The 26,775-nt window shown below is 71.6% G+C and carries 25 protein-coding genes and 1 pseudogene; 22 read left to right on the forward strand and 4 right to left on the reverse strand.

The window, feature by feature from the left end; all coding sequences use genetic code 11:
• The first annotated feature begins 87 nt into the window (after positions 1 to 87).
• The 4 genes and pseudogenes from ACWC21_RS30140 (at position 88) to ACWC21_RS30155 (ending at position 3,934) form a co-directional block, all read left to right on the forward strand.
• Positions 88 to 948 carry an ABC transporter ATP-binding protein gene (locus ACWC21_RS30140; protein WP_450886312.1) on the forward strand — a complete coding sequence of 287 codons (861 nt, stop codon included), beginning with the start codon at positions 88 to 90 and terminating at the stop codon, positions 946 to 948.
• Positions 945 to 1,826 carry an ABC transporter permease gene (locus ACWC21_RS30145; protein WP_450886314.1) on the forward strand — a complete coding sequence of 294 codons (882 nt, stop codon included), beginning with the start codon at positions 945 to 947 and terminating at the stop codon, positions 1,824 to 1,826. The genes ACWC21_RS30140 and ACWC21_RS30145 overlap by 4 nt, the downstream gene beginning before the upstream one ends.
• A 52-nt stretch (positions 1,827 to 1,878) precedes the next feature.
• On the forward strand, positions 1,879 to 2,973 hold the full coding sequence (locus tag ACWC21_RS30150) for an ABC transporter substrate-binding protein (RefSeq protein WP_450886315.1): 1,095 nt from the start codon (positions 1,879 to 1,881) through the stop codon (positions 2,971 to 2,973).
• A gap of 314 nt (positions 2,974 to 3,287) precedes the next feature.
• A pseudogene (locus ACWC21_RS30155) lies at positions 3,288 to 3,934 on the forward strand (GNAT family N-acetyltransferase).
• A gap of 20 nt (positions 3,935 to 3,954) precedes the next feature.
• Here ACWC21_RS30155 and polX read toward each other — a convergent pair.
• Positions 3,955 to 5,703 carry a DNA polymerase/3'-5' exonuclease PolX gene (polX, locus tag ACWC21_RS30160; protein WP_450886317.1) on the reverse strand — a complete coding sequence of 583 codons (1,749 nt, stop codon included), beginning with the start codon at positions 5,701 to 5,703 and terminating at the stop codon, positions 3,955 to 3,957.
• A 92-nt stretch (positions 5,704 to 5,795) separates the two neighbouring features.
• On the opposite strand from polX, the gene ACWC21_RS30165 reads away from it, so the two are divergent.
• From ACWC21_RS30165 to ACWC21_RS30230, 14 genes are all read left to right on the forward strand, one after another.
• Entirely contained in the window at positions 5,796 to 6,860 is a 1,065-nt protein-coding gene (locus tag ACWC21_RS30165) for a lytic transglycosylase domain-containing protein (protein ID WP_450886318.1), read from the forward strand.
• 70 nt (positions 6,861 to 6,930) lie between these two features.
• The gene (locus ACWC21_RS30170) at positions 6,931 to 7,935 is read left to right on the forward strand and encodes a sigma-70 family RNA polymerase sigma factor (protein ID WP_450886320.1); all 1,005 of its coding nucleotides are present in this window, start codon (positions 6,931 to 6,933) and stop codon (positions 7,933 to 7,935) included.
• Positions 7,936 to 8,032: 97 nt separating this feature from the next.
• Positions 8,033 to 8,980, forward strand: a complete 948-nt coding sequence (locus tag ACWC21_RS30175; RefSeq protein ID WP_450886322.1) for an ABC transporter ATP-binding protein — start codon at positions 8,033 to 8,035, stop codon at positions 8,978 to 8,980.
• The gene (locus ACWC21_RS30180) at positions 8,977 to 9,747 is read left to right on the forward strand and encodes an MlaE family ABC transporter permease (protein WP_450886323.1); all 771 of its coding nucleotides are present in this window, start codon (positions 8,977 to 8,979) and stop codon (positions 9,745 to 9,747) included. The genes ACWC21_RS30175 and ACWC21_RS30180 overlap by 4 nt, the downstream gene beginning before the upstream one ends.
• Positions 9,748 to 9,750: 3 nt before the next feature.
• A complete protein-coding gene (locus ACWC21_RS30185; RefSeq protein ID WP_450886325.1) occupies positions 9,751 to 10,554 on the forward strand; it encodes an ABC transporter permease in 804 nt (267 codons plus the stop codon).
• Between the two features lie 14 nt (positions 10,555 to 10,568).
• A complete protein-coding gene (locus ACWC21_RS30190; protein ID WP_450886327.1) occupies positions 10,569 to 11,813 on the forward strand; it encodes an MCE family protein in 1,245 nt (414 codons plus the stop codon).
• Complete coding sequence (locus ACWC21_RS30195; protein WP_450886329.1) at positions 11,810 to 12,847, forward strand: MCE family protein; 1,038 nt, start codon at positions 11,810 to 11,812, stop codon at positions 12,845 to 12,847. The genes ACWC21_RS30190 and ACWC21_RS30195 overlap by 4 nt, the downstream gene beginning before the upstream one ends.
• Positions 12,844 to 13,995, forward strand: a complete 1,152-nt coding sequence (locus ACWC21_RS30200; protein WP_450886330.1) for an MCE family protein — start codon at positions 12,844 to 12,846, stop codon at positions 13,993 to 13,995. Before ACWC21_RS30195 ends, ACWC21_RS30200 begins: the two co-directional genes overlap by 4 nt.
• Entirely contained in the window at positions 13,992 to 15,116 is a 1,125-nt protein-coding gene (locus ACWC21_RS30205) for an MCE family protein (protein WP_450886332.1), read from the forward strand. The genes ACWC21_RS30200 and ACWC21_RS30205 overlap by 4 nt, the downstream gene beginning before the upstream one ends.
• Positions 15,113 to 16,399, forward strand: coding sequence for an MCE family protein (locus ACWC21_RS30210; RefSeq protein WP_450886334.1), 1,287 nt, complete (start codon positions 15,113 to 15,115; stop codon positions 16,397 to 16,399). The genes ACWC21_RS30205 and ACWC21_RS30210 overlap by 4 nt, the downstream gene beginning before the upstream one ends.
• The gene (locus ACWC21_RS30215) at positions 16,396 to 17,673 is read left to right on the forward strand and encodes an MCE family protein (protein ID WP_450886336.1); all 1,278 of its coding nucleotides are present in this window, start codon (positions 16,396 to 16,398) and stop codon (positions 17,671 to 17,673) included. Before ACWC21_RS30210 ends, ACWC21_RS30215 begins: the two co-directional genes overlap by 4 nt.
• Positions 17,646 to 18,161, forward strand: a complete 516-nt coding sequence (locus tag ACWC21_RS30220) for a hypothetical protein (RefSeq protein WP_450886338.1) — start codon at positions 17,646 to 17,648, stop codon at positions 18,159 to 18,161. Before ACWC21_RS30215 ends, ACWC21_RS30220 begins: the two co-directional genes overlap by 28 nt.
• Before the next feature lie 28 nt (positions 18,162 to 18,189).
• Complete coding sequence (locus tag ACWC21_RS30225; protein ID WP_450886339.1) at positions 18,190 to 18,864, forward strand: hypothetical protein; 675 nt, start codon at positions 18,190 to 18,192, stop codon at positions 18,862 to 18,864.
• A 69-nt stretch (positions 18,865 to 18,933) separates the two neighbouring features.
• Positions 18,934 to 19,440, forward strand: a complete 507-nt coding sequence (locus tag ACWC21_RS30230) for a GNAT family N-acetyltransferase (RefSeq protein ID WP_450886340.1) — start codon at positions 18,934 to 18,936, stop codon at positions 19,438 to 19,440.
• Positions 19,441 to 19,483: 43 nt separating this feature from the next.
• Here the strand turns inward: ACWC21_RS30230 and ACWC21_RS30235 are convergent, their stop codons facing one another.
• Entirely contained in the window at positions 19,484 to 20,479 is a 996-nt protein-coding gene (locus ACWC21_RS30235; RefSeq protein WP_450886342.1) for an ArsR/SmtB family transcription factor, read from the reverse strand.
• 140 nt (positions 20,480 to 20,619) lie between these two features.
• Between ACWC21_RS30235 and ACWC21_RS30240 the strand changes: the two genes are divergently transcribed.
• From ACWC21_RS30240 to ACWC21_RS30250, 3 genes are all read left to right on the forward strand, one after another.
• The gene (locus ACWC21_RS30240) at positions 20,620 to 21,069 is read left to right on the forward strand and encodes a peptidase inhibitor family I36 protein (RefSeq protein ID WP_450886344.1); all 450 of its coding nucleotides are present in this window, start codon (positions 20,620 to 20,622) and stop codon (positions 21,067 to 21,069) included.
• Positions 21,070 to 21,165: 96 nt separating this feature from the next.
• On the forward strand, positions 21,166 to 21,402 hold the full coding sequence (locus ACWC21_RS30245; protein ID WP_450886345.1) for a hypothetical protein: 237 nt from the start codon (positions 21,166 to 21,168) through the stop codon (positions 21,400 to 21,402).
• A gap of 72 nt (positions 21,403 to 21,474) precedes the next feature.
• Positions 21,475 to 22,146 carry a hypothetical protein gene (locus tag ACWC21_RS30250; protein WP_450886347.1) on the forward strand — a complete coding sequence of 224 codons (672 nt, stop codon included), beginning with the start codon at positions 21,475 to 21,477 and terminating at the stop codon, positions 22,144 to 22,146.
• Positions 22,147 to 22,155: 9 nt separating this feature from the next.
• On the opposite strand, the gene ACWC21_RS30255 is transcribed toward ACWC21_RS30250, so the two are convergent.
• Together ACWC21_RS30255 and ACWC21_RS30260 are read right to left on the reverse strand one after the other, a co-directional pair.
• Positions 22,156 to 23,766: an AMP-binding protein gene (locus ACWC21_RS30255; RefSeq protein ID WP_450886349.1), complete on the reverse strand. Its 1,611-nt coding sequence runs from the start codon at positions 23,764 to 23,766 to the stop codon at positions 22,156 to 22,158.
• On the reverse strand, positions 23,763 to 25,433 hold the full coding sequence (locus ACWC21_RS30260; RefSeq protein WP_450886351.1) for an AMP-binding protein: 1,671 nt from the start codon (positions 25,431 to 25,433) through the stop codon (positions 23,763 to 23,765). Before ACWC21_RS30260 ends, ACWC21_RS30255 begins: the two co-directional genes overlap by 4 nt.
• A 124-nt stretch (positions 25,434 to 25,557) precedes the next feature.
• Here ACWC21_RS30260 and ACWC21_RS30265 point away from each other — a divergent pair, with 124 nt between their 5' ends.
• A complete protein-coding gene (locus tag ACWC21_RS30265) occupies positions 25,558 to 26,388 on the forward strand; it encodes a response regulator transcription factor (protein WP_450886352.1) in 831 nt (276 codons plus the stop codon).
• Positions 26,389 to 26,775 lie beyond the last annotated feature (387 nt).

Consider the following 26,775-nt stretch of genomic DNA (forward strand, 5'->3'; position numbering starts at 1 on the left):
GATACGGATGAAACAGCGACGTAACGTCCGGCGGCCTCTAGCGTCTGCCTTCCTCGACCTCCGAGATCAGGAAGGAGACGGCCTCAGATGGCTTCGCGAAACGATGCGGCGTTGGGACCGGTCGCCGAGAAAGCCGGCCAGGACAGCGCGCGAGTCGAGATTTCCGGGCTCACCAAACGTTTTCTGACTCCCGCGGGTGAGGTGTTCACGGCACTGCAGGACGTTTCGTTCACCGTGGAGCCCGGCCAGTTCTGTGCGGTGGTGGGCCCGACCGGCTGCGGGAAGTCCACGACACTGGGCATGGTGTCCGGGCTCGACCGGCCCAGCGAGGGATCGGTCAAGGTCGGCGGCCGTGAGGTGAACGGCGTGACCGACGGCGTCAGCTTCATGTTCCAGGCGGACGCGCTGCTCCCCTGGAAGACCGTCCTCGGAAATGTGCTGATGGGACCCGTCTTTCGCCGGGTGCCCAAGCAGCAGGCACAGGCCTCGGCGCGCGACTGGCTGCGCAGGGTGGGGCTCACGGGGTTCGAGGACCGCTATCCGCACCAACTCTCCGGCGGTATGCGCAAGCGCGTGGCGATGGCCGCGGCGCTGATCAATGAGCCCCGGATCCTGATCATGGACGAGCCGTTCGGCGCACTTGACGTACAGACCAAGGCGATCATGTCGACGGAACTGCTCGGGCTGTGGGAGCAGATCCGACCGTCGGTCATCTTCATCACCCACGACCTCGACGAGGCCGTGGCCCTCGCCGACCGGGTCGTCGTCATGACGTCCAGCCCCGGCTCGGTCAAGGCGGTCTTCGACATCGACCTGCCCCGCCCGCGCGGCTCCGTCCAGGAGATCCGCTTCCAGCCCCGCTTCATCGAACTTCAGCATCAGATCTGGGACTCGCTGCGCGAGGAGGTGGAGCGCGCCTACGCACGCACCGCAGGAGGTACGGCATGAGCACGACGTCCGCTGTTTCCCCCGCTCCCGTCAAGGGCAGCGCACAGTTCTCGGCCGGGGCCGCCGCCAAACGCGCTCTGCGGCGCCGCGTCGCCCTGGTGTGGGCGGGCCGCATCGGCCTCGCGGTCTTCGTCATCGGCGGCTGGCAGGCGTTCACCACCTGGGGGATCGTCGACCCGTTCTTCTTCGGGCAGCCCTCCGGCATCGCCCAACGACTGGCCGACCTCTTCCGGCACGGCACCGAGTTCGGGTCCTTCTACACGAACATCTGGACGACGATCCAGGAGGCGCTCGCCGGCTTCGCCGTCGGGGCCGTCACCGGAGTGGTCTTCGGTGTGGCGCTCGGCCAGAGCCGCTACCTCTCCGACGTGCTCGGCCCTTACATCAAGATGGTCAACGCGATCCCGCGGATCGTCCTCGGCTCGATCTTCATCGTCGCCTTCGGCATCGGCGTGCTCCCGAAGATCCTGCTTGCCGCAGTGCTGGTGTTCTTCATCGTCTTCTTCAACGCCTTCCAGGGCGTCCGCGAGGTCGACCCCAACATCCTCGCCAACACCAAGGTGCTCGGGGCCTCCCAGATGCAGACCATCCGGCACGTCACCTTGCCCTCCGCGCTCACCTGGATCATCGCCAGCCTGCACAGCGCCTTCGGCTTCGCCATCGTCGGCGCGCTGGTCGGCGAGGTGCTCGGCGCGCAGAGCGGCCTGGGCCTGGTCATCAAGACCGCGCAGAACAACTTCGACCCCAACGGCGTGTTCGCCACGATGCTCGTCATCTCGGTCATCGTGCTCGGCGCCGAGTGGCTGATCGGCAAGCTCGAACACCGGCTGCTGTCCTGGCGCCCGCCGGCCCCCACCGAGGCGTCGAACGCTCTCTGACCCCGTCTCTCCCTCTCCCCTGCTCCACCTCAGCAAAGGAATGTGCCAAGCCATGTCCAGACGACCCGTCGCCGTTGCCGCGTCCGTCCTGACCGTCCTCGCTCTCGGCGCAGCCAGCGCCTGTTCCGGCAACTCCAGCGCCAGCACCACGAGCGGCGGTTCCGGCGGCTCGTCGACCGTGAAGCTCATGGTGGGCGGTATCGACAAGCAGATCTACCTGCCCTACCAGCTGGCCCAGGACCTGGGGTTCTACAAGAAGTACGGCGTCGACGTCCAGCTCAGCACCGAGCAGGACGGCGGCGTCGGCGCCGAGGAGGCCATGGCTTCCGGGCAGGTGGACATGGCCGGCGCCTGGTACAACCACACCATCGAGTTCCAGGCCAAGGGCAAGGCGGTCGAGGACGTCGTCCAGCTCTCCGGCGCGCCCGGCGAGCGCGAGATGTGCACCAAGAAGTCGGGCGTCACCTCGGGCGCCGACTTCAAGGGCAAGACCCTCGGCGTCACCGACCTGGGTTCGGGCACCGACACCCTCACCCAGTTCCTGGCCGCCAAGAAGGGCGTCAAGACCAGCCAGTTCCACCGCATCGGGGTCGGCGCGGGCTCCACGGCCATCGCCGCGCTGCAGAACGGCAAGGTCGACTGCGTCATGACGACACAGCCGACGGTCGCCGCGATCGAGAAGAAGGGCGTGGGTACGTCCGCGATCGACCTGGCCACCACGAAGGGCGCCACGGCCGCGATGGGCGGTGCCTTTCCCGCGGCGAGTGTGCTTGCCCGCACCGACTGGGTGAACTCGCACAAGGACACGGTGCAGAAGGTCGTCGACGCGCTCGTCGCCACCATGCACTGGATCCACACCCACAGCGCGGCCGACATCGCGAACAAGCTGCCGGCGTCGTTCGTGTCCAACCAGCTGGTCACCAAGGCCGATTACATCAAGGCTCTGACCGAGGACAAGGGTCAGTTCCTCCCGGACGGCATCATGCCGGCCGGCGGTCCCAAGACCTCCCTGGCGACCGAGAAGCTGGTCGGCAGTGTGAAGGGCTCGGTGGATCTCGGCAAGACGTTCACCAACGAGTTCGCGCTCCGGGCCAACAAGACCGAGGGCTTCAGGACCACCACGACCCCGGCGGGACCAACCGGCTGACCCCCGCCTCGCGGGGCCGGTCCGTCTCCCGGCGGCACTCACGCCGCCGGGAGACCGGTGGCCCAGGTCCGCGCGCAGCGCGGCACCCGGGGACCACTGGGGACGAAGACGGCGGCGATGACGCCGAAGGCCGCCGGTGGCCGGCGCCGCCGGCACAGCAGCGGCAGCACCAGGCCGGCCTGGACCGAAACGCCCCGATTCGGTGGTGCCGGGAACTGACGCACCAGCCGGGTCGTACCGCGGTACCACGTGCGGCCCGGGAACGATGCGACCCTGGCCGACCGGATACGTTTTCGGAGAGGGGCATGGCAACGATGACGAGCGGCGGTGCCGTCGCACTCGACGACCCGGTGGGCGAGTCGCTGCGCGGTCACCACGCGGTTCTCGCCCGGCTGCTCGGCCGAGGAGCGTTCGCCGACCTGTTCAGCGGCCCGGCGGCCCCACCGCGGGACTGGGAGCCGGTCCTCGTCCTCGAAGGCCGGCAGATGATCTGGACCGGCGGCGGCCGGCCCGGCCAGGGGACTGCCGCGATCGACGCAGACGTGGTCGAACTGGGTGCGGACGACCTGCCCGAGGTCCTCGACCTGGTCGCACGGCCCCGGCCGGGGCCGTTCCGGCCGCGCAGCCGTGAGCTGGGCACCTACCGCGGCGTCCGCGGCGGCGGAAGGCTGGTGGCGATGGCGGGCGAGCGCAGCGAGATGGGGTACCCCCGGCCGAAGGCCGGGGGAGGCTCCGGCCGCCCGGACGGACCGAGATCAGCGCCGTCTGCACGGCTCCCGAGGCGCGCGGCCGGGGCCACGGCGCCCGCCTGGTGGGCGCGCTCGCCGCACGCATACCGTCCCGGGACGAACGTCCCTTCCTGCACGTGGCCGAGGCGAGCACCGGTGCCGTCGCGCTCTACGAACGGCTCGGCTTCGCGAGCCGGAAGCAGGTGACCTTTCGTGGGTTCCGTACTCCCTGACGACGGACACGGGGCGAGGGTCACCGCGGTGCCCTCCCCTTGCGCAGGAACCGCCGCAGCCGGGTCAGCGGCCAGGTGTTGATCACGTCGTCGCCGGTGAGCCAGCCGCGCTGCGCGGTGCCGATGCCGTACCGCAGGTTGGCGAGGTGGAGGACGGAGTGGGCGTCGCTGTCCACGGCGAACCGCACCCCGTGCCGCCTGGCCCGCAGGATGTCCTCGTCGCGCAGGTCCAGTCGGTCCGGGTGGGCGTTGATCTCCAGGGCCGTGCCGGTGCGCGCGCAGGCGGCGAACACCGCGTCGAGGTCGGCGTCGACGCCCGGCCGCTTGCCGATGATCCGGGTGGTGGGGTGGCCGATGATGTCGACGTAGGGGTTCTCACAGGCACGCACGAGCCGGCGGGTCATGGCCGCGCGGTCCTGGTGGAAGTGCGAGTGCACCGAGGCCACGCACAGGTCGAAGCCGGCGAGGAACTCGGCGGGCCAGTCCACCTCGCCGTCGGGGCCGATGTTCAGTTCGGCGCCGTGCAGCAGCCTGAGGCCGCCGCGCGCCCCGCGGGTGGCGTACGCGCCGTCGAGTTCCCGGACCCGCTCGCGCTGGGCCAGCATCCGCTCGTCGGTCATGCGCTGCATGGCCATGTCGGGCCCGTGGTCGGTGATCGCGTAGTAGGCGTAGCCGCGCCGGGCGGCCGCCTCGGCCATCTCCTCCAGCGGCGCGAGCCCGTCGGTGAGGTCGGTGTGGCTGTGCAGGTCGCCCCGGATGTCCGCCTCGGTCACCAGGTCGGGCAGCTCGCCGCGCAGCCCGGCCTCGATCTCCCCGCGGTCCTCGCGCAGCGTGGGCGGGATCCACGGCAGGCCGAGCCGGGCGTACACCTCCTCCTCCGTCCCGGAGACGGCCTTCTCGCCGCTCTCGACGTCGAAGACGCCGTACTCGGAGAGTTTCAGCCCCTGGTGGACGGCCAGCTCCCGGGTCCGGATGTTGTGGGCCTTGGAGCCGGTGAAGTACTGCAGCGCCGCTCCCCAGGAGTCCGGCGGCACGACACGCAGATCGACGTCGAGGCCCTTGGCCGTGCGCACGGACGTCTTCTTCTCACCGTGCGCGATCACTTCGGTGACGTACGGCAGCTCGGTGAACGCCCGCATGACCGGCGCCGGCGTCATGGAGGCGACGAGGACGTCTATGTCACCGATCGTCTCGCGCATCCTGCGCAGCGACCCCGCGTACGCACACCGCAGACAGCCCGTCGCCCGGGACAGCGCGGCCACGATCCCGTCGGCGAGGTCGGAGGCCACGTCGAGCCGGACCCGGTCGCCGGAGGAGCGCAGGAGCTCGATGCCATGGAGGATGTTCTCCTCGGTCCGGGGGCCGAAGCCCTTCAGGTCGCGCAGCCGCTCCTGGTGGACGGCCTCGGCCAGTTCCTCGACCGAGGAGAGGCCCAGCTCCTCGTACACCGTCAGCGCCTTCTTGGGGCCCAGCGTGGGGATGGCCGTCAGCCGCCGGACTCCGGCGGGGATCTTCGCCCGTAGCTCCTCGACGGCGGCCACACTGCCGCTGTCGAAGTACTCGACGACCTTGTGGGCGATCGACTTGCCGACATTCGGGATCTCCTGGAGCCCCTTGAGGTCGAGTGTGGAGACGTCGGCGTGGTGGCCGCCGATCGCACGGGCGGCCTTCTCGTAGACGCGTGCCCTGAACGCGTCCCCACCGGTGATCGAGATCAGGTCCGCGTACTCCTGCAGCAACGCGGCGACCTCGTCGTTGGGCCGAGCCACACCTTCAGGGTAGGCACGCGGCGACGGACGCGCCGCCCTCCGGCGTAGAGCTGACGAGAGCAGTCCGGCGGTTCGCAGGGAGGGATCACGACGTGGCAGGGCACAGGGTCAGGGGCGCGCGGGGTACGGCGGTCGCGGTGGCGGCGATGGCGGCGCTGACCGCCTCGCAGGCGCCGGGGGCGGTGCCGGCACGGGCCGACGTGCCGGCGGGGCGGCCGGCGGCCGGGTACGGGCGGGGCGTGTCCGGAGGCGGCCCGTACCGTACGGAGCTGCCGCCGCTGACGCGGAAGCACGCGGGCGGGGCGCCGGAGCCGGCCCCCGCCGCGCTGCCCGCGACCGTGTTCGCCGCCTACCGGCACGCCGAGGCGGAGCTGGCGCGGACCGCGCCCGGCTGCCGGCTCCGGTGGCAGTTGCTGGCGGCGATCGGCCAGGTGGAGTCGGGGCAGGCGGACGGCGGCCGGGTGGGGGCGGACGGCACGGCCGTCACACCGATCCTGGGCCCGCGGCTGGACGGCGGCGCCTTCGCCGTCGTCCGGGACACGGACGGTGGCGTGTACGACGGGGACGGGGTCTACGACCGCGCGGTCGGGCCGATGCAGTTCATCCCGTCCACCTGGGCCCGCTGGGGCGCCGACGGGAACGGTGACGGGCGGGCCGACCCGGACAACGTGTTCGACGCGGCGCTGGCCGCCGGGCGGTATCTGTGCGCGGCCGGCGGGGATCTGTCCGATCCGGCCGGCTTCGACCGGGCGGTGCTCGGCTACAACCACTCGGAGGCCTATCTGCGGACGGTGCGGGCCTGGTACGCGTACTTCCTGGAAGGTCACCGGGTGGTGCCGGACCGTCCGGCCACGGCGGCGTCCCGGCCCTCGGCCCGCCGCGCCGGCTCCCGGCCGGAACCGGAATCCCCACCGAAGGCGGCCTCGTCCCCCCACCGGAGTGCCGCCCCGTCCCCGGCGCCCTCCGCCCCGGACTCACCGACCCCCGCCAACTCCCTTCCGTCCAGCGGGAGAACGGCGCAACCGCTGGTCCCCGTACCCCTCCCGACGACCGCTCCGCCCACCGGTGACCTGCTGCCCAGCGGCGGTCCACTGCTCCTCGCCGGTGCGGAATCGATGCCTCTCACCCCCTCCACAACCGCGCCTACCGGGCGGTAATGTCGCGCTCACCCGCCGGACGGGACGACACCGGCGGGGGAGCGCGAAAGGGCCCCTCATGGCGAGTGACATGCCTGCGGAGACGCCGGCCGCCGACGAGCGCTGGCAGCGCATGTGGAGCCACCGCGAGCACCTGCTCAAGGTGGCCAGGCGCCGGTCGATGAGCCAGGAGGACGCCGAGGACGCCGTGCACGAGGCGATGCTGCGCGCCGCCGAGCGGCCCGACCTGGACGACGAGCGGCTCGTCGCCTGGCTGACCACGGTCACGATGCGGCTGTGCGTGGACCGCTACCGGCAGGTCAGCCGTGAGGCCGAGGTGCGCACCCGCCCGACCCTGATCCCGCCCGGGCCGGTGCCGGTCGAGGAGGCCGTGTGCGACCGGGCCGAGGCCAGCTGGCTGGCCGTGCGCAGCGGTGAGCTGCCGGCCCGGCAGGCGGAGGCGCTGTGGCTGAAGTCCGAGGACCTGGACGTGGGCCAGGTCGCCGTCAAGATGGGCCTGAGCTACCGGACCGTCGAGTCGCTCCTCGCCCGGGCCCGGCGGACGCTGCGGAACTCACTGGCCGCGACGCTCGGGGCAGCCGTGTTCCTCGCCGGGCGGGTGCGGCTGCGGGCCGGCGGCAAGGCGGTGGCGGTGGCGTCGACGGCGGCGTCCCTGGCGGTGGCCGGGTTCGTGCTGCCGTACGTGCTGCACGCCGATCCGCCGGGTACGACGCCGCCGCCCGCCGGGTCCACCGCGTCCGGGACCACCGCCAAGGCGGTACGGCCCGGCGGCTCCCGGCCGCCCGCCCCGGCCGTCCGGGAACTGTCGGCCACCTCGACGCCTCGCGGGGCGACGCCGTCGGCCGGCGCCCCCGGCCGCTCGCTGCTGCCGCTGTCGGTGCCACCCCTGCCGACCGCCTCGCTGTCACCGGTGCCGACCGTCTCCGCGGTCCCGGGTGTCCCGGCGCTGCCGAGCGTGAGCGTGCCGGCCCTGCCGGACACGTCCGTGGCCCCGACCACGCCGCCGGCCCTTCCGAAGGCCTCCGTCACGCCCTCCCTCCCGGTCTCCGTACCGGTCCTCACCCCGCTGCCGTAGGCCCGCGAAAAAAAGTTCCCCCCTCCCGCGACGGACCCCCGCCCCCTCCCCGTAGAGCAGATGTCGGAGCTGCTCCACAGGCCGAGAGGTGGACCGGATGGGTGTCGAGATCTGTGTCGAAGGACTGACCAAGTCCTTCGGTCACCAGGTCATCTGGCAGGACGTCTCCCTGACGCTGCCCGCCGGGGAGGTCTCCGTCATGCTCGGCCCCTCGGGCACCGGCAAGTCGGTCTTCCTCAAGACGCTCGTGGGCCTGCTGAAACCGGACCGGGGCTCGGTGACGATCGCGGGGCGGGACATCACCCGGCTCCGCGAGCACGAGCTGTACGAGGTGCGGAAACTGTTCGGCGTGCTGTTCCAGGACGGCGCGCTGTTCGGCTCGATGAACCTGTACGACAACATCGCCTTCCCGCTGCGCGAGCACACCCGGAAGCCGGAGAGCCAGATCCGGCGCATCGTGCTGGAGAAGATGGACATGGTCGGGCTGATCGGGGCGGAGGGGAAACTGCCCGGTGAGATCTCCGGCGGGATGCGCAAGCGGGCCGGTCTCGCCCGCGCTCTCGTCCTGGACCCCGAGATCATCCTGTTCGACGAACCCGACTCCGGCCTCGACCCGGTGCGCGTCGCCTATCTCAACCAGCTCATCGTCGACCTGAACGCCCAGATCGACGCGACCTTCCTGATCGTCACGCACGACATCGCCTCGGCCCGGCAGGTGCCGGACAACATCGGCCTGCTGTTCCGGCGGGAACTGGTCATGTTCGGGCCGCGCGAGGAACTGCTGACCAGTGACGAGCCGGTGGTCCGGCAGTTCCTGAACGGCCGGATGCAGGGCCCCATCGGCATGGCGGAGGAGAAGGACGCGGCCCAGGTCGAGCAGGAGCTGGCCGCGCTCGGCGACGACGGCACCGCACAGACCCCCGGCAGCCAGGCGCCACCTCCCCGCCTGCTGCCGGGGCCGGGCATCACCCGGCCGCCCCGCTGGGAGGCGATCGCACGGCACGAGGCCGAGCTGCGCCACCGGAAGGCGGTGGCCGGAGCATGAGACTGTCGCCGACCGGAGCGCTCCGGCAGTCGGGGAACCTGTTCGCCATGGCGCTGGACGTCATGCGCACGGTGCCCCGACGGCCCTTTCAGACAGGGGAGTTCATTCAGCAGGCCTGGTTCGTCGCGAGCGTCACCATCCTGCCCACGGCCCTCGTTTCCATCCCGTTCGGCGCGGTGATCGCGCTGCAGATCGGCAGCCTGACCCGGCAGCTCGGCGCCCAGTCGTTCTCCGGGGCCGCCTCGGTGCTGGCGGTGCTGCGGGAGGCGTCGCCGATCGTCACGGCGCTGCTGATCGCGGGCGCCGGCGGCACGGCGATCTGCGCGGACCTGGGGGCGCGGAAGATCCGCGACGAGATCGACGCGATGCAGGTGCTGGGCATCGACCCGATCCACCGGCTGGTCGTGCCGCGGGTGCTGGCCTCGATGGTGGTGGCGGTGCTGCTCAACGGACTGGTGTCGGTGGTCGGCGTGGCGGGCGGCTATTTCTTCAACGTGGTGCTCCAGCACGGCACACCCGGCGCCTACCTGGCGTCGTTCACCACCCTCGCCCAGCTCTCCGACCTGTGGGCGGCGGAGATCAAGGCGCTGGTGTTCGGGGCGATCGCGGCCGTCGTCGCCTCGTACAAGGGGCTCACCGCGAAGGGCGGGCCGAAGGGTGTGGGCGACGCCGTCAACCAGTCCGTGGTGATCACCTTCATGTTGCTGTTCGTGACGAACTTCGTGATGACCGCGGTGTACTTCCAGGTCGTCCCGCAGAGGGGCTGAGGCATGGCACTGCTGAAAGAGCTGGAGGAGCTGGGCGAACAGCTCTCCTTCTACGGACGCTCGCTGGCGTGGACGGGCCGGACGCTGCGCCGCTACAAGAAGGAGATCCTGCGGCTGCTGGCCGAGGTGAGCTTCGGCCGGGGCGCCCTCGCCGTGGTGGGCGGCACGGTCGGGGTGATCGCCTTCCTGTCGTTCTTCACCGGCACGGAGGTCGGCCTGCAGGGCTACGCCGCACTGAACCAGCTCGGCACCTCGAACTTCGTGGCGTTCCTGTCGGCCTACTTCAACACCCGGGAGATAGCCCCGCTGGTGGCGGGACTCGCCCTGTCCGCGACCGTCGGCGCAGGCTTCACCGCGCAGCTCGGCGCGATGCGGATCAGCGAGGAGACCGACGCCCTCGAGGTGATGGGCGTGCCCTCGCTGCCGTTCCTGGTGACCACCCGGATGATCGCCGGTTTCGTCGCCGTGGTCCCGCTGTACGTGATCGGTCTGCTGTCCTCGTACCTGGCCGCCCGCACCATCACCACCGGCTACTACGGGCAGTCGGCGGGCACCTACGACCACTACTTCCACCAGTACCTGCCGCCGGTCGACGTGCTGTGGTCGTTCGGGAAGGTGCTGGTCTTCGCCGTCCTGATCATTCTGGTGCACTGCTACTACGGCTACCACGCGAGCGGCGGCCCGGCGGGCGTCGGCGTCGCGGTGGGCCGCGCGGTGCGCACCTCGATCGTCGCGATCAACGTCCTGGACTTCTTCCTGTCGCTGGCGATCTGGGGCGCCAGCACGACCGTACGGATCGCGGGGTGAGCCGGGTGAGCCGGGTGAGGGTACTGCGACTGCGGTTGTACGGCGTGCTGTTCATCGCCGTGCTCGCCCTGCTGCTGTCCCTGTCGGTCGCCGTGTACCGGCAGGTGTTCACCCCGGCCGTACGGATCGAGCTGCAGGCGGACAGCCTCGGCAACCAGCTCGAGCCGATGGCCGACGTCAAACTGCGCGGGCTGCTGGTCGGCGAGGTGCGCGGGGTGCACGCCGACGGCAGCAGGGCGACGCTCGACATCGCGCTCAAGCCGGAGTACGTCGCCGACATCCCCTCCGACGTGCACGCGCGTCTGCTGCCGAAGACGCTGTTCGGCGAGAAGTACGTCGACCTGGTCGAGCCCGCGCGCTCCGCCTCCCCGGCGGTCCGCCCCATCCGTGCCGGTGACGTCATCACCCAGGACCGTACCCGCGTCGGCATCGAGCTGCAGCAGCTGATGAACGACCTGCTGCCGCTGCTGCGGACCGTGCGACCCGGCGAGCTCAACGCCACGCTGTCCGCCTTCGCCACCGCCCTGGAGGGGCGCGGCGACCGGATCGGCGACAACCTCACCCGCGTGGAGGCCTATCTGCACCGCCTCAACCCGCATCTGCCCGCGCTCACGGAGGACTTCTCCCGGCTGGCCGACGTCGCCGAGGTCTACGGTGACGCGGCGCCGGACCTGATGTCGATCCTGCGCGACACCGTCACCACCAGCCGGACCCTGGTCGAGGAGCGCGAGCACATCGCGTCCGCGCTCACCACGACCACCGGCACGGCCGCCACCGCCGGGGACTTCCTGGACGCGAACGGCGACCGGCTGATCACCCTCGGCCGGGTCTCCCGCCCCACGCTGGAGCTCTTCGCCCGCTACTCCCCCGAGTACCCCTGCCTGTTCGCCGGTCTGGTCCACGAGGAGCAGGCCTCCGAGCAGGCGTTCCGGGGCGGGGCGATGCACATCACGCTGGAGGCGGTGCGCCCGCAGGGTGCCTACCGGCCGGGTGAGGAACCCCGCTACGCCGACCGGTCGGGGCCGGACTGCCGTGACCTGCCGCATCCTTCCGTGCCCGCGCCGGGTGTTCATCTCGACGACGGTTCCGGGAAGCCGGGTTCGTCCGGTCCGCCCGGCGTCTCCGCCACCCGGGCCGAGCAGCGTGCCGTCGGCTCGCTGGTGTCGCCCGTGCTGGGGGTGCCCGCCGACGAGGTGCCGCCGGTCACGACGCTGCTGTTCGGGCCGCTGGCCCGCGGGACGGCGGTGAGCGTCGCATGAGCACCTCAGGAGCCCGTCGGACCGCCGCCCCACTGATCAAGTTCTCTCTCTTCGCGCTGGTGACGATCGTGGCGACGGCACTGCTCGCCGCGACCATCGTCAACGTCTCCTTCGCCCCCGAGCACACCTACCGAGCGGTGTTCAGCGATGTCACCGGTCTGGAGAAGGGCGACGACATCCGGGTGGCCGGGGTGCGGGTCGGCGAGGTCGAGAGCATCGGGATCAAGGACCGGACACTGGCGGAGATCACCTTCAGCGTCGGCGCGGACCGGCCGCTGCTGGCCGGCACGCACGCGGTCATCCGGTACCGGAACCTGGTCGGGCAGCGGTACGTCGCCCTGACCGAGGGCGCGGGCGACGGCACCGTGCTGAAGCCCGGCGCCACGATCCCGCTCTCGCGCACCCAGCCGGCCCTGGACCTCAACGCGCTGCTGAACGGCTTCAAGCCGCTGTTCGCCGCGCTCAGCCCGAGTGACGTCAACCAGCTCGCCACCGAGATCATCAGGACGCTGCAGGGCGAGGGCGGCACGGTCGACAGCCTGCTGGTGCACACGGCCTCGCTCACCACGACGCTGGCCGACCGGGACAAACTGATCGGTTCGGTGATCGACAACCTCAACACGGTGCTGGGGACGCTGGACAAGCGGGGCGCCCGCTTCTCCGAACTCCTCGGCCAGCTGCGGCGGGTGGTCTCCGGTCTGTCCGCCGACCGCAAACCCATCGGTGAGTCGCTGGTGAACATCGGCGATCTGACGGAGGCCACCTCCGGGCTGCTGAAGGACGCGCGGCCGCCACTGAAGGACGACATCGCCGGGCTGGCCTCTGTCACCGGAACGCTGAACGACAACGAGAAGACGGTGGAGGGCGTGCTGCAGCGGCTGCCGGACAAGCTCAACGCACTGACGGGGGCCGCCTCCTACGGCTCGTGGTTCAACTTCTACCTCTGCGACTTCGACGGCCGGATCGTGCTGCCGAGGACGAAGCAGGTGCTCACCCCCGATCTGCAGGTGGCGAGGGCGAGGTGCGGAGCATGACCCGTACGAAGCGTCCGGAACCGCTGATCAGGGTCCGTGTCGACCCGCCGAGGCTGCCGATGCCGCGGCTGCCTCGCCGGGCGCCCCGCCCCCGCGGGCCCCAGCCGTTGGTGCGGGTGCGCGTCGATCCGCCGCGGATCAGGCTTCCCCGGATCCGCCGGCCCCACCCGGTTCCGTTCCGTGACCGCAATCCCGTGGTGATCGGCGCCGTCGGCCTCACCGTCCTCGCACTACTGGCCGTCGCCGCGTTCAACGCCGACAGCCTGCCGTTCATCGGCGACGGCAGGACGTACAGCGCGGCCTTCTCGGAGGCCGGCGGTCTGAAGCCCGGGGACGAGGTGCGGATCGCCGGGGTGAAGGTCGGCAAGGTCGAGGGCGTGGACCTGGACGGCGACCACGTCAAGGTCACCATCAAGGTGAAGGGCGATCCGGCGTTCGGCACCCGGACCGGTGCGGCGATCCGGGTCGGGACGATCCTGGGCGCCAAGTACCTGGCGCTGCTCCCCAAGGGGCCGGGGCAGTTGCGGCCGGGCAGCGAGATCCCCCTCGGGCGGACGGTCGCCGCGTACGACGTCGTGGAGGCGTTCAGCGACCTGACCACCACCTCGGAGAAGATCGACACCGGGCGGCTGGCGAAGGCCCTGGACACGATCTCCACCACCTTCCAGGACTCGCCGCCCGAAGTACGCGCGTCCATCAAGGGCCTGTCGAGGATCTCCCGGACGGTGGCCTCGCGGGACCAGGCGCTCGGCGAACTCCTCCGCCACGCCAAGGGCACCACGGGTGTGCTGGCCGACCGCTCCGCGGACCTGACCGCGCTGGTCGACGACGGCGACAAGCTCTTCCAGGAGATCAGCAGGCGGCGCACGGCGATCCACAAGCTGCTGAAGACCTCCGCCGCGCTCGGCATCGAGCTCTCCGGCGTGGTCCGGGACAACGACAAGGAGATCGGGCCCGCGCTGGGGGGCCTGAAGCAAGTGGTGCAGATGCTCGAACGCAACCAGGCCGGTCTCGACCGCAGCGTCAGGCTGCTCGCGCCCTATGTGCGGGTGTTCACCAACACCCTCGGCAACGGGCGCTGGTTCGACTCCTACGTCCAGAACCTCGTCGCCGCTCCGGTGGCACCGCGGACGGGAGGCACCCGATGAGGAGGATACGCGGACGCCTGGCCCTGCTCACCGCACTGGCCCTGGTCGCCGCCCTCGCCTTCGTCCTGTGGCCGAGGCCCGCGAAGACCCATGTCACCGCGTACTTCCCGCGCACCGTCGGCATCTACCCCGGCTCGGACGTGCGTGTCCTCGGGGTGCGGATCGGCCAGGTCGGGAAGATCACTCCAGAGGGCGACCGGGTGCGGGTGGAGCTGGAGTACGACGCCGGGCGCAGGGTCCCCGCCGACGCCCGGGCGGCCATCATCAACTCCTCGGTGGTCAGCGACCGTTACGTGCAGCTGCTGCCGGTGTACCGGACGGGCCCGGCACTGCGCGACGGCGCCGTCATCCCCGAGTCGCGCACCGCCGTTCCCGTCGAACTCGACCGTGTCTTCGACAGCCTGCACACCACCGCCGACGCGCTGGGCCCGCAGGGCGCCAACAAGGACGGCTCCCTGTCGCGGCTGCTCAAGGTGAGCGCCGACAACCTCGACGGGCAGGGCGGGAACCTCAACCGGACGGTCCAGGACCTCTCGCAGGCGGTCACCACACTGTCGGACGGCCGCACCGACCTGTTCGGCACGGTACGCAATCTGCAGGTCTTCACGGCGGCGCTCGCCGCCGACGACAAGAACGTGCGGTCCTTCAACACCAGCCTCGCGGGCGTCGCGAAGCAACTGGCGGGTGAGCGGGGGGACCTCGCGGCGGCGCTCACGAACCTGGGGACGGCGCTCGGCGACGTCGCCGCCTTCGTGAAGAAGAACAAGGAGTCGCTGACCTCGAACGTGCGGGGTCTGAGCAAGGTGACCAAGGTGCTCGTCACCGAACGGGCCGCCCTGGACGAGCTGTTGCGGGTGGCCCCCACGGGTCTGTCGAACCTCAACAACGCCTACAACCCGTCCGCCGGCACCCTCGACACCCGCGACAACGCCCAGCAGGCGCAGGACCCGGCCTCTCTGCTGTGCTCCGTGCTGAGGACGACCGGCGACACGGGCGGCAAGAACCCCGACTGCACGGAGCTGAAGCGCCTCTTCGACTCCCTGCCCGCGTTGCCGAAGACCGACGCGGTGACGGGCACCACCGACCGGACGCTCGGCGGGATCCTGGGGGCGAGCGCATGAACCCGTGGCGCAAGGGCGGCTCGATCGTCTGGACTGCGGCAGGTTCGCTGCTGCTGTCCGGCTGCGCCTTCAACGGCTGGTACGACATCCCGCTGCCCGGCGGCGCCGCCGACGACGGCCACGCGTACCACGTCACGGTCGAGTTCCGTGACGTCCTCGACCTGGTGCCGCAGTCGGCGGTGAAGGTCGACGACGTCACCGTGGGAGCCGTCGAGCAGGTGCGGCTGGACGGCTGGCACGCGCGGGTGCGGCTGCGGATCGCCGACTCGGTGAAGCTGCCCGCCAACGCGGTCGCCGAACTGCGGCAGACCAGTCTCCTCGGCGAGAAGTACGTGGCGCTCGCCGCCCCGGCCGGTACCGCCGCGGTCGGCCGGCTGCACGACGGCGACCGCATCCCGCTGTCCCGCAGCGGCCGCAACCCGGAGGTCGAGGAGGTGCTGTCCGCGCTGTCCGCCCTGCTCAACGGCGGTGGGGTGGCACAGCTGAAGACGATCACCGTGGAGCTGAACAAGGCCCTCGACGGCCGGGAGGACCGGGTCCGGTCCCTGCTGAAGGAGCTCAACACGTTCATCGGCTCCCTGGACGACCAGCGCCGGGACATCGTCCACGCGATCGAGGCCGTCGACCGGCTCGCGGGGCGGCTCGGGAAGGAGAAGAAGACCATCGCCGAGGCCGTCGACACCATGCCGCCCGCGCTGAAGGTCCTCGCCGGCCAGCGGCGCGATCTGACGAGGATGCTCACCGCCCTGTCCAGGCTGGGCAGGACGGGCACCAAGGTCGTCACCGCCTCGCACGACGACACGGTGGCCGACCTCGAGCAGCTCCGGCCGATCCTGCGGCAGCTGGACAAGGCGGGCAGCGACCTGCCGAACTCCCTCGAACTGCTGACCACCTACCCGTTCCCGCGCAACGCCGTGGACGCCGTCAAGGGCGACTACGTCAACCTGCACATCACCGCCGACCTCGACCTGGCCGACCTCTACGGCAACCTGACGGGCGGCGGCCCGGGGAAGGGCAACGGCGGTCCGGAGATTCCCGGGACTCCCGGCGTGCCGGATCTCCCGGGCACCCCGCACCTGCCGAGCGTGCCGACACCGACCGCGCTGCCGAGCACACCGGGCCTGCCGTCGGCGCCGTCCGTGCCGTCGGCCCCCTCCGGCGGCGGGCCGAGCGGGCCGCTGTGCCCGCCGGTGTGCACCAGCGCCTACACCACCGGCGCGAAACCGCCCGAGGGGATCGACCTCGCGCTCGCCGAGCTGATGCTGAAGGGGGTCCAGCCGTGATCACCCGTACCGTCAAGGCGCAGTTGGTCGCCTTCTGCGCGCTCACCGCCGTCGGGGTGGGTTACGTCGGCGCCGAGTACACCGGCCTGGTCGACGACGTCCTGGACCGCGGCTACACGGTGCGGGCGGACTTCGCCGACTCCGGGGGCGTCTTCCCCGGCGCGGAGGTCACCTACCGCGGGGTGCCGGTGGGCCGGGTCGGCACGCTGCGGCTGACCGGCGCCGGCGGCGTCTCCGTCGCCCTCGACATCGACGACGGGGCGCCGCGGATCCCCGCGGACACCCTCGCCGTGGTGGCGGACCGCTCGGCGGTCGGCGAGCAGTACGTCGACCTGCAGCCGCGTACGTCCGACGGCCCGTACCTCCTCGACGGCAGCACCATCCCGCGCGACAGCACCCGTCTGCCGCTCCCCACCACGGACCTCGTCCTCAGCCTGGACCGGCTGGTGAACTCGGTCGGCAAGAACGATCTACGGGTCACCGTCGACGAGTTGGGCAAGGCGTTCTCCGGCACCGGGCCGGACCTGAGCCGGCTGGTGGACTCGGGCAACGCGCTCGTGGAGTCGGCGTCCGAGTCACTGCCCCAGACCGTCTCGCTGATCGACGACTCGCGGAAGGTACTGAGGACACAGGCCGACCAGGGTTCGTCGATCAAGTCGTTCGCGCACGATCTGGCGTTGCTCACCGCGCAGTTGAAGTCGAGCGACGGCGACCTGCGCAAGCTGATCGGCAACGCCACGCCGGCCGCGCAGCAGGTCGACTCGCTGCTGAGCTCCACCGGGCCCCGGCTGTCGGTCCTGCTGGCCAACCTGATCAGCGGCGGCCAGGTCACACTGGCCCACCTGCCCGGCGTGGAGCAGGCCCTCGTGACCTTCCCGGCGGTGGTGGCCGGCAGCTACACGGTCGTACCGGGCGACGGCACCACCCACTTCGGGCTGGTGCTGAACGCCGGCGACCCGCCGCCGTGCACCCAGGGGTACGGCACGAGCCGGCGGGACCCCGCCGACACCAGCACGCGCGCGGCGAACACCGACGCGCGCTGCACGGCCCCGCGCGGCGGCCCGACGTCGGTGCGGGGCGCGCAGAACGCCCCCGGCGCGCGGGCCGCGTCCGGCGGCGCGAACCAGGCGGCGTACGTCACGCCGTACGACCCGGAGACCGGCACCGCGACCGGTCCGGACGGACGGCCCGTCGAGATCGGCTCGACGGGCGGCCAGCAGACGGTGTTCGGAAAGGAGTCGTGGCAATGGCTGCTCGTTGGACCGATGGAATGAGCGGGAGCCTGTCGGGCAGAGCCGTCCCGGTGGGGCTCGCCCTCGCGACCGTGCTGACGGCCGCGGCGGCGGTCTGGCTGGGCGCCGGCGTCCACCAGCAGCACGAGACGGCACAGCGGCGCCAGGACGTCCTGGCCGCGGCCCGCCAGTCGGCGCTGAACTTCACCTCGCTCGACTACCGGCACTACGACCGGGACAGCGCGAACGTCCTCAAGGGCGCCACCGGTGACTTCAAGAAGCAGTTCACCGCGCAGACCGCGCAGTTGACCAAGCTCGTCGCCGAGAACAGGTCCGTGTCCGAGGGCCAGGTCCTCGACGCCGGCATCATCCGCTGCGACGACCGCTCGGCACGTGTGCTGGTGGTCGCCGACAGCAAGGTGACCAACACCGCCGTGCCCCGGGGGCAGGCCCGCACCTACCGGCTGCAGCTGGAGCTGGTGCACCGGGGCGGGCGCTGGCTGACGTCCGACGTCGAGTTCGTGGGCTGACGGCCACCACCAGTGAAGGAGTCCGACCATGGCCATCCCGACCACCCGAAGCCGCGGCCCGGCCGCCCCGGCCCGCCGGAGGCTGACCGCGGCCGCCCGCGCCGCGGCCAAGCGGGTCGAGCAGCGCAGCCCGGTCGTCCGGGACGACCCGCCCGAGCCGTCGCCGAGGTCCCCCGAGACCGGGGCGGCACCGCCTCCGGCCCGGCGGCGGCTGCTCACCGCGGTGCTCGGCGCCCTCCTCGTCGTCGCCCTGGCCGTGGTCTGCCTGCTCGGGTGGCAGTACCGGGAGGGGCAACGCGCGGAGGCCGCGCGGGACGCGGCGCTCACCGCCGCGCGGAAGGCCGCACCGGTCGTCCTGTCGTACGACTACCGGCATCTGGACCGGGACTTCGCCCGCGCCCGGGAGCATCTGACCGGGCACTTCCGTGACGAGTACCGGAAGACCACTGCGACCGTGGTCGGGCCGACGGCCAGGAAGTACCACGGGGTGGTGCGGGCGACGGTCGCCGCACCCTCGGGTGGCGGCGTCCCCGCGGCCTCCGTCGTGTCGGCCGCACCGGACCGGGCGGTGGTGCTGCTCTTCGTCAACCAGGTCACGCGGAGCACCCAGGTATCGGGCTCCCGCCTGGACCTGAACCGGGTACGGATGACGATGACCCGCACGTCCGGGGGCTGGAAGGTGAGCGCGGTGGACGCGCTCTGACGTCCGGTCAATTCGGTTGTGCCGGGCCGCCGAAGCGTGTTCGCTGACCTCATGGTGTTTGGTGATCTTGTGAAGCTGCGTCCGCTCGAGCCGTCGGACGCGGAAGCGCTGTGGCGGTGGCACAACGACCCCGACGTGATGCGCTGGATGGACGACGACTACGCCCCGTCACTGGCCGAGGTCAGGAAACGGGCCGAGGAACGGCCGCGCAACGCGTACGGCAAGGTGGTCTTCGGGGTCGAGGTGCTCGACGACGCGAAACTCGTCGGCGTGGTCTGCCTGCGCGACGCCGAACCGGAGACCGGGTACGCCGAGCTCGACCTCTACATCGGTGAGAAGGAGTACTGGGGGCGCGGCTACGCGACGGACACGATGCGGACGGTCTGCCGCTACGGCTTCCAGAAGATGCGGCTGCACAAGATCCAGCTGACCGTCGTCACCGAGAACCACGCGGCCCACCGGGTCTACCAAAAGGTCGGCTTCGTCGACGAGGGCAGGCTGCGCCAGGTCTTCCGGCGCGACGGCCAGTGGTACGACATGTACACGATGGGCCTGCTGGAGGGGGAACTGCGCTAGGTGTATTGATCACGAGCGTTGTTGACACTCGTGATCAATACACCTAGCGCGCGGGGTCAGTGGTCGCCCGGCCCGTGCGCAGCAGCGCCGCTCCCAGGGGGGTCAGGGTGTGCAGGACCGTGTTGGCGTGGCGGTGGCTGGTGATCAGACCGGCGTCGCGCAGTACGGCGGTGTGGTGACTCGCCGTCGTAGGTGTCACGCCGGCCCGGCGGGCGGCCTCGGTGGTGGTGGAGCCGGTCGCGCTGGCTCTCAGGATGGCGGCGCGGGTGGGGCCGAGCAGCACGTTCAGCGGTGGTGAGTCGGCGTGCGGGGGCGTCGCCGGCAGGTGGTGGAGGGGATGGAGCAGTACGGGCGGCAGCCCGGGGTCGGCCAGGGCGACGGGCGCGTGCCAGCAGAAGTAGGAGGGGATCAGCAGCAGTCCCCGTCCGTCGAGGTGGACGTCGCGGTGGTCCGGATACGGGTCGATCTCCAGGACCGGTGGCCGCCAGCGGATCGTGGGGCCCAGCCCGGTGAGCACACCCTCGGTCCCGGCGTGGAACAGGGTGTGGGCGTGCCGGGCCCGCTCGGCGTACAGGCATTCCTGGATGCGGTCCTCGTGCGGGGCGATCACGGCGCGGTGGTAGGCGCGCAGGGCTCCCACCAGTAGTTCGCGCATGTCCCGCTCGGCGAGCCGACGTGCCCAGGCCGGGGCGCCGACGGTCCGGGTGAGTTCCTCGACCTCCCCCACGACCCGTTCGTACGGCGTCGCCAGCACGGCCTCCAGCCCGGCGTCCAGTCCCTGGGTGCCCTCCGGTGGCGTCAGGAAATCGGGGAAGTAGCCGGCGCGCGGGAAGAGCGGCAGCAGGAAGGTCCGCACCGTCCTTTCGAGTCCGGCCCGGCGCAGGGAGGCACGTGCGGTACGGAACCAGGGTGCGTAGGCCCAGCGGCCGTCGCGGGTCTGCAGCCGGTGCAGGCTGACCGCGATCTCCCAGAGCGCATGCGGTTCGGTCGCCACTCTGACTCTGGTGAGGTCCTCGGACGTGAAGTGAAAGCGGAGCATCCGTTTCCCCGTGCATCACCGTTGCCGACCTGCGAAGTGTCAGTGCACTCGCACGAGCATGCCAGTGACATGCCGAGCGTGAAACATGGATTCCCGCCAGCCGTAGGAGCCTCGGCATCGTCCACCAGAAAGGGCACGGGATGTCCTCGTACGAGCAGCAGCACGGCCGGAAGTCCAGCCGCACACCCCGCCGGGGCCGCAGGGCCCTCGCCGCCGCCGCGCTCACCTTCGCCACGGGCGCGCTGGGCCTGATCGCGCCGAACACCGCGAGTGCCTCGACGCAGGCGGCGTGGGACTGTCCGAGCGGCAATCTGTGTGTGTGGACCGGCAGCAACGGCACGGGCCACCGGTGCAACTGGTCGGACGCCGACCCGGACTGGTGGAACGGCAGCATCCAGTGTTCGTGGTCCGACACCCAGAACGTCGGGTCGGCCAAGAACAACGGCACGTCGTCCTCGTACAACTTCGTCGTCCTCTACACGGGCGCCAATTACAGCGGTGACTACTACTGCCTCGCGCAGCACGGCGACACCTGGTCGGACGTCGGCATCAGGTTCCGCTCCCACCGCTGGCGGACCACCTGCGGCTGACCGGACGGCACGCGTCGGCGGGCCCGGGCACTCCGGGACCCGCCGACGCGTGCCGCCCGGCGTGCGGATCGGTGCCGTCCGCAGCAGCCTGAAGACATGGCACATTCACCGACCCCGCACCCGCACATCGTGGTCCACTCCCCGGCCCTGGACGGTTCACGGCGGGTCACCGAGGGGGACGTGACCCTGGGGCTCGCCTCCCATCTGGACGACGTGGTCGAGATCCTGCGGCTGGCCGACCTGGACCGTGCCGAGGTCGAGGAGGGCGGCCTCGTCGAGTGGCAGGGCGGCGGACCGGACGACTGGCCGGGGCTCTCCGAGCACGACGTGTAGGAGCGGTGCCGCGGCGGACGAGACAGGGCCATTCGGCGGACAAGCGGGGTCCGGCTGGACGACGATGGGGGCATGTCCGAGAGCGTGCCGGTGCGCTGCCCGGCCTGCCGGCGTGAGCACGTCTACACGGCGCCTTCCTACCCCTGCGTCTGCGGGGCCCCGGTCAGCCCGCCGCTGACGAGGGGGGCCGCGCCGGTCACCGTCGTGCACCGGGCCTGGGACGACGACTGGGTCACCGTGCGCTGCGCGTCCTGCGGCCGCCACGACCAGTGGCCGCACCCGGAGCTGGGCTGCCCGTGCGGGACCGTGCTGCGCCTCCCGGTCTCCGGGATGCCGTCGCCCGCCGGCCCCGGGCCGGGCCCGCGTCCGGCGCCGCGTCCGATGGCCATCCGCACCCCGCGCGACGCGGTCACCGCCGCCGCGCTCTACCTGCGCCGGCTCGGCTACCGGGACATCCGCCGCGCCGACCGGCGTCCCCCGTCCGGCGTCGGTCTGGCCGCCCGCGGGCTGCTGGCCCAGGTGGACCCGATCGTGCGCGCGGCCTCGCTGCGGGACGTGGAGTGCCTGTGGCTGACGGCGATGGCGCAGGCCGCGAGCTGCGTCTACTTCTCCCTCGCCGGGTACACCGACGCGGCCCGGGACCGCGCCGACGGCCTCGGCGTCCCCTTGTTCGTGCTGGACCTCACGGGCACCCCGCAGCCGGTGAACCCGGTCGCCGACGCTCTGGACGCCAAGGGCCCCTGAGGTCCGGAGCTACTGCCTGCCGTACCTCTCCCGCAGCTCCACCTTGCGGACCTTCCCGGACACCGTCATCGGGAAGGCGTCGAGGATCTCCACCCGGCTCGGCACCTTGTAGTGCGCGAGCCGTCCGGCGCAGAAGGCGCGGATGCCGGCCGGTGTCGGGGGGTCGGCCGGGTCGCGCGGGACGACGCAGGCCAGGACCTCCTCCCCGTACGTCTCGTGCGGCACGCCGACGACCTGGACGTCCTGGACCCCTGGGTGGGCGTAGAGGAACTCCTCGACCTCGCGCGGGTAGACGTTCTCGCCGCCCCGGATGATCATGTCCTTGATGCGGCCGACGATCTCGACGTACCCGTCCTCCCGCATCACCGCCAGATCCCCGGTGTGCATCCAGCGTCCGGCGTCGATCGCCTCGGCGGTCTTCTCCGGCTCGTTCCAGTAGCCGAGCATCACGCTGTAGCCGCGGGTGCACAACTCCCCCGCCGTGCCGCGCGGTCGCGTCACCCCGCTCACCGGATCGACGATCTTGACCTCCAGGTGCGGGAGCACCCGGCCGACGGTGCCGGTGCGGTGTTCCAGGTCGTCGTCGATCCGCGTCTGCAGCGACACCGGGGACGTCTCGGTCATGCCGTAGCAGATGGAGACCTCCGCCATGTGCATCTCCGCGACCACCCGTTTCATCACCTCCACCGGACACGGCGAGCCCGCCATGATGCCGGTGCGCAGGCAGGAGAGGTCGTACGTCGCGAAGTCGGGGAGGTTCAGCTCCGCGATGAACATGGTGGGCACGCCGTACAACGAGGTGCAGCGCTCCCGCTGGACCGCCTCGAGCGTGGCCTTCGGGTCGAAGGACGGCGCCGGGATCACCATGCAGGCGCCGTGCGAGGTGGCCGCCAGATTGCCCATGACCATGCCGAAGCAGTGGTAGAACGGCACCGGGATGCACACCCGGTCCTGCTCGGTGTAGCGAATCGACTCGCCCACGAAGTAGCCGTTGTTGAGGATGTTGTGGTGGGAGAGGGTGGCCCCCTTGGGGAAGCCCGTCGTCCCCGAGGTGTACTGGATGTTGATCGGGTCGTCGCAGGACAACTCGGCCGCCCGCGCGAGCAGTTCCGGACGCCGGTCCGGTGTTCCGCGCCGGAGCACCGCGTCCCAGCTCGGGTCGCCGATGTAGACGGTCTCCCGCAGCTCGGGGCAGCTGCCGCGCACTTCCTCGACCATCGCCCGGTAGTCGCTGCTCCTGTGGCTGACGGAGGCGAACAGCAGGGAGATCCCGGCCTGATTCAGGACGTACTCCGCCTCGTGGGTGCGGTAGGCCGGGTTGATGTTCACCATGACCGCGCCGATCCGGGCGGTCGCGTACTGGACCAGCACCCACTCGGCGCAGTTGACCGCCCAGATGCCGACCCGGTCTCCCTTGGCGACTCCGCTCGCCAGCAGCGCGTACGCCAGCCGGTCGACGTCGGCGGCGAACTCGCCGTACGTCCAGCGCCGCCCGGACGCCACATCCACCAGTGCCTCGCGCTCCGGCCAGGCGGCGACCGCGCGGTCCAGGTTGGCCCCGATGGTGTCGCCGAGCAGGGCGGTGGCGCCGGTCCCGTGCGTGTACGACGGTTCGCTCACCGGAAGTCCTCCTCGCGGTACTCCCGGTCCGAGCCCGCGGCCGTGGCCTCGCGCAGCTCGATCCGGCGGATCTTCCCGGAGACGGTCTTGGGCAGCTCGCCGAACTCCAGCCGGCGGATGCGCTTGTAGGGTGCGAGGACCTCACGGGAGTGCTCGAAGAGCACCTTGGCGGTGTCGGCGCCGGGCTGCCAGCCCTCGGCCAGGACGACGTACGCCTTGGGCACGGCCAGGCGCAGCTCGTCCGGTGCGGGAACGACGGCCGCCTCGGCCACCGCCTCGTGCTCCAGCAGGGCGCTCTCCAGCTCGAACGGGCTGATCTTGTAGTCGGAGGCCTTGAAGACGTCGTCGGAGCGCCCGATGTACGTCAGATACCCGTCCTCGTCCCGTGCGGCGACGTCTCCCGTGCGGTAGTAGCCGCCCGCCATCGCCTCCGCCGTGCGGTCCGCCTCGCCGTGGTACCCGGCCATCAGTCCGACCGGCCGGGCGGACAGGTCGAGCGCGATCTCGCCCTCGGCCGCGCCGGGGGCGCCGGAGACCGGGTCCAGCAGCTCCACCCGGTACCCGGGGCTGGGCCGCCCCATGGAACCGGTCTTCAGGGGCTGGCCGGGGCTGTTGGACACCTGCACGGCGGTCTCGGTCTGGCCGAAGCCGTCCCGGATGGTGACGCCCCAGGCCTGCCGCACCTGCTCGATGACCTCGGGGTTCAGCGGCTCACCCGCGGCGGCGGCCTCACGGGGCGGGGTGGCGAGCTGGGCGAGGTCGGCCTGGATGAGCATGCGCCACACGGTCGGCGGGGCGCAGAACGTGGTCACCCGGGCCCGGTCCATCTCGGCCATCAGCCGAGCCGGGTCGAAACGGGTGTAGTTGACGATGAAGACGGTCGCCTCCGCGTTCCACGGGGCGAAGAGGTTGGACCAGGCGTGCTTGGCCCAGCCGGGCGAGGAGATGTTCAGATGGACGTCGCCGGGCTTCAGGCCGAGCCAGTACATGGTGGCCAGGTGCCCGATCGGGTACGAGGTGTGGGTGTGCTCGACCAGCTTGGGGTGGGCGGTGGTGCCCGAGGTGAAGTAGAGCATCAGCGGGTCGTCGGCGAGGGTGGGCCCGTCGGGGAGGAACTCGGCGGGTGCGGTGTACGCGTCCTCGTACGGCTCCCAGCCCTCCTCGGGCAGGCCGCCGACCGCGATCCGGGTGTAGGCGCCGGGCACCTCGGCGAACTTCGCGGTGTCCTCCGCGCGGGCGATCACATGCCTGACCCGGCCCCGCTCGACACGGTCCCGCAGGTCGGCGGGGCCGAGCAGCGGGGTGGCGGGGATGACGACAGCGCGCAGCTTCATCGCGGCCAGCGCCGTCTCCCACAGCTCGGTCTGGTTGCCGAGCATGACCAGTACGCGGTCCTCGGCCTCGACACCGCGCGCCCGCAGCCGGTTCGCGACCCGGCCCGAACGCTGGGAGAGCTCCGCGAAGGACAGCCGGGTCTCGGTGCCGTCCTCCTCGACGATGTGCAGGGCGGTGCGGTCGTTGCCCTCCGCGATGACGTCGAACCAGTCCAGCGCCCAGTTGAAGTGCTCGGGGCGCGGCCAGTCGAAGCCCTCGTACGCCGTGGCGTAGTCCTCGCGGTGCTCCAGCAGGAAGTCCCGCGCACTGCGGAAGAGCTCCGTCGCCGTCATCTGTCCTCCTTCTTGCCGGACCATTGCCGGGCGGCTCTCTGGCATCGTGTAATCCGTGATGCAGGTCTCACTACCCCCGAACGGGGGTGTGGACCGCACGATGCCGCGATGAAGGGGCGAAGAGGTGACAGCAGACGCCGCCGCTGCGGTGGAGATAAGCACTGCGCTGGCCCGGCTGCGACGCACGACCGGGCTCCCGGTCGCCTTCGGCGGCCTGGTCGACGCGGGCCGGCCGCGGATGCGGATCAGCGAACTGAGCGGCACGTCCACCGTGGCCCTGCGCTCGCTGGCGGTGACCGCCGGCAGCGGACTGGGCGGCAAGGCGGTGGCGCTGGCCCGGCCGTGCGCGGTGACGGACTACTCCGTCTCCCGGCAGATCAGCCACGAGTACGACATTCCGGTGGCCGCCGAGGGCCTGCGTTCGGTGCTGGCCGTGCCGGTGGTGGTACGCCGCCGGGTGCGGGGGGTGCTGTACGGCGCGCTGCGCACGGCCCAGCCGCTGGGCGACCGGACGTTGAGCGAGGCGGTGGCGGCGGCACGGGACGTGGAACAGGCGCTGGTGGTCCGGGAGGAGGCGCGGGGCCTGCTGGCCGCGGCCCGGACGGAGCCCGCCCCCGGCGGGACGGAGGTCAGCCGGGAGCAGGTGCGCGAGGCGCACGCCGCGCTGCGCGCACTGGCTCCGCGGATCGCCGACCCGGAGCTGCGGGCCGAACTGCTGACGGCCTGCGGCCTGCTGACCGGCCCGGGTCCGGCCGCCGGCCCGAGCCTGGCCCCCCGCGAACTGGACGTCCTGGCCTGCGTGGCGGACGGTGCGACCAACGCGGCGGTGGCCGGGCGACTGGGGCTGCGGCCGGAGACGGTCAAGGGCTACCTGCGTTCGGCCATGCGCAAACTGGGTGCCCACACCCGGGGCGAGGCGGTGGCCACGGCACGCCGCACGGGTCTGCTGCCCTAGGGGGTGTCCTGTGGGTCATCCCGCGGTCGCGGGGCCTGGCGCGCGCATCTGCGGCGTTGCCGTCGGTTGCCGACTCCCCCACTCTCGGCTGCGCTCGAGCGGGGGACCCCCATCGCGTCGACGCCCTCCTCCGCCTTGCAGCTGCACACACCAGACCCCGCTCGGATCGGCCGGAAGGCACCGTCGGCCTATGCCGGCCTGGCACGCACGGCCCGGTGCCCCGGCGCGGACTGCCGCCCGGCGCCCCACCGCGGGACTCGTTTCTATTCATGCGGCCGCGCTTTGAATTTACTCATGCTTGATCGTTGTAATTACCCTCACCACCGCTTCCGTCCGAATTTCGGGGTTCGTTGCCTAGAATTTGGCCCGGACACGACACACGAGGGG

The sequence above is a fragment of the Streptomyces sp. NPDC001348 genome (assembly GCF_053597535.1).